Source organism: Vibrio chanodichtyis, assembly GCF_028863985.1.
GTDB lineage: Bacteria > Pseudomonadota > Gammaproteobacteria > Enterobacterales > Vibrionaceae > Vibrio > Vibrio chanodichtyis.
The window spans coordinates 1-2,952 of the sequence record NZ_JARBFT010000030.1; the positions used below are offsets into that span (position 1 = coordinate 1).

Sequence of the window (2,952 nt, forward strand, 5' to 3'; positions counted from 1 at the left end):
CGCATCACGCCAATGCCGCGCGTTGTGAATCTGTCTTGAATCGCTTGTTAGGTCACGACCAAATGGGTAAAAAGTCTCTCGTGAATTATGGATAATCAATACGAATTGAAGAAAAAGACAAAAATCGAAGCCGAAGTATTTGGCATCGCTCTACCTTGAGGTCTTGCGGGCGTCACTCTTCAATCGCGCCCCGATTAAGGTGCGCACGAAAGCGCCTCAAGGGTATCATGGAAATGACTAATATTCGTCCTTTTTTCCTTATTTCCTCTATCCACGTTTTGCTCTTCCATACTCAATCGACACTGCTCTGCATTGCTCATGTGATCCCGTCGTGACCTAACGCTCGCCTAAGGGGCTGGCAACGAACCAACCAACTTAACGCATAGCAAATTAACCACAAAACCTGCCGCATAACAAAAATGCCGCGCGTTGACAGTCCCTCTTGAGGCGCTTGTTAGTTTCGTAGCCGATTGTTTAACAATGATTTTTCACCAAAATACTTGAACCATATTTTATGCAGAACTATCGAGCAAAAACACGTCCAGTATCAAACGCTGTGAAGTTGGCAGCCAAAACTCAAAACGATCAAGGTTGAGTTGGGCAATGAGCGGATTTCCAACAAAGAAAACGCACATAAAGCGATGTTGCCGCTTTTGTGAAACCAAACTTGCCGTGTGGACGCTTCCACAAAATGGAAGCATCGAGGTTTGCTTACTTTAGCGATCTTGTGCCAACGACATTTTCAACGCTTTCTACCTAATCAGCATCAAACAAAGCACCAAAGCCAATTCGTGAACTTTGAGCACCAAAAGCCGAATTATCGAAACCATTAACGCAAATTTTATGAATTTTCTTGATAGAAACTAACGCCCGCTTAAGGGGCTGACAACGCATAACAAACAAACTCAAACACAGCAACCGTAACCACCACAGCTCAATGGGACTGAAAACGCTACGCGTTGGCAGTCCCTCTTGAAGCGTTTGTTAGGGCTATGACCAAGCTACAAATATTAAATCTCCATAACCACAAATAATAGTCGCAAGCAGGGTCAAAATAATTGCCATAGGATGTAGTATTTTTATATATGGCCTGTAGGCATCTTTTGTTTGAACTGCATGCGCTGGAATCATGTCCAATTCATTGACGTCTGAACTTAATTTGTACACGTAGTAATCTGCAATCAACAACGTCACTAGCATCATTGAACCACTTCTTTGAAACCATGCCTCTGGTTTATCGTCAAAAATATTCAACCACCCATTCCAACCAACTAATAGGATGCATGAGGAACAAATAAAGCCAAGAATGGCTATAAGCATCGAATTTCTATAGAAATTCTTCCAAGAATTATTTTCAACATTACTCACAGTAGATTTGTCTCTCAAAAATAGCCCTAACGCCCGCCTAAGGGGCTGGTAACGCTACAACTAAACTTAACGCATACCAAATTAATCACAAAGCCCAAAGTATTACAAAAACGCCGAGTGTTAACAGTCCCGCTTGAGGCGCTTGTTAGTTTCGTAGCCAATTGTTTCAAAATGATTTTTCACCAAAATACTTGAACCATATTTTATGCAGAATCATCGAGCAAACAAACGTCCAACATCAAACGCTGTGAAGTTGGCTGCCAAAACTCAAAGTGATCAAGGTTGAGTTAGCCAATAACCAACTTTCCAACAAAGAAAGCGCACTCACAGCGATGTTGCTGCTTTTGTGAAACCAAACTTGCCGTGTGGACGCTTCCACAAAATGGATGCGTCGAGATTTATTGGCTTCAGCGATCTTGTGCCAGCAACCTTTTCAACGCTTTCTACCCAATCAGCATCAAACAAAGCACCAAAGCAAATTCGTGAACTTTGAGTACCAAAAGCCGAATTATCGAAACCATTAACGCAAATTTTATGAATTTTCTTGATAGAAACTAACGCTCGCCTAAGGGGCTGGCAACGCACCAACCAACTTAACGCATAGCAAATTAACCACAAAACCTGCCGCATAACAAAAATGCCGCGCGTTGACAGTCCCTCTTGAGGCGTTTGTTAGAACAATAGTGCACGCGGGCTAAATATTTCTTTATGCCAATCAAGCTCAGAGTCTGAAATCTCCGCATCAATATTGTATTTACTCATAACCTCGCACACGACCTCTTTAAACCAAGGCGTTGCATTGGGAGCAAAAATCACCTCATCAATAAAATCGCCACTAACAGGTATTGTAATTCCATAGTTTCGATTACGCTCATATGGCTCGACTGCGTTTTTATCTACGATACACAATCTAATTTCTTGTTCATGGCGATAGGCAGGATGCTTATAAAAGAAATCATCAAGCTTATAGTCGTATAAGTGAGAACATTCGGTCGAAGTCCTTTTTGTGCTCTCCCTCTTGTACAAAGGCTTAGGGTATTCCGAAAAGCTGAAGTAGGACACAAAATTCAAGCGGCATGGGTATGTTTTGAACTTCTTAGAATGTTCGATAAGACTTTTAAGTTTCAAAGTCGTTGTCTTAATCATCAAAGATTCTGCATTTGAACCATATAAATTCCACATAGCCATAGATTCGCCTGTGGATTTATACCAACAGCTAGTGTAAATCCATTCTTTTGCCCAATCATTCTCCATTTTAGGAGCTATCCCTTGCTCATGATAATTAAACATCACAGATGCTAACCCCTCTAATTCGTCTTCAAAAAGCGATGTTTTAGGGATGAATAGACCTTTTGTGATCAGACTAATAAATTGAGGTAATTGGATATACCTTGCTATTTCCATCAAAATCCTACTTCTACAGTTGAAACTATGTTCTAACGCCCGATTAAGCAGTGAGCAACGCCCAAACCAACTCAACGCATCACAATGTTCATCACTGTCGTTCACGCATCACGCCAATGCCGTGCGTTGTGAATCTGTCTTGAATCGTTTGTTAGGTCACGACCAAATGGGTAAAAAGTC

Annotated in this window: 3 protein-coding genes and 1 pseudogene; all 4 read right to left on the reverse strand. The window is 41.4% G+C overall.

The features are described from left to right. Positions 1–512: 512 nt before the first annotated feature. Positions 513–665: a DUF645 family protein gene (locus PUN32_RS13865; protein WP_274723723.1), complete on the reverse strand. Its 153-nt coding sequence runs from the start codon at positions 663–665 to the stop codon at positions 513–515. Positions 666–990: 325 nt separating this feature from the next. Continuing rightward, positions 991–1,368: a hypothetical protein gene (locus tag PUN32_RS13870; RefSeq protein ID WP_274723720.1), complete on the reverse strand. Its 378-nt coding sequence runs from the start codon at positions 1,366–1,368 to the stop codon at positions 991–993. 203 nt (positions 1,369–1,571) lie between these two features. Then, a pseudogene (locus PUN32_RS14155) lies at positions 1,572–1,622 on the reverse strand (hypothetical protein); the annotation flags it as partial. 418 nt (positions 1,623–2,040) lie between these two features. Next, positions 2,041–2,877, reverse strand: a complete 837-nt coding sequence (locus PUN32_RS13885; RefSeq protein ID WP_274723721.1) for a DUF2971 domain-containing protein — start codon at positions 2,875–2,877, stop codon at positions 2,041–2,043. Positions 2,878–2,952: the final 75 nt, after the last annotated feature.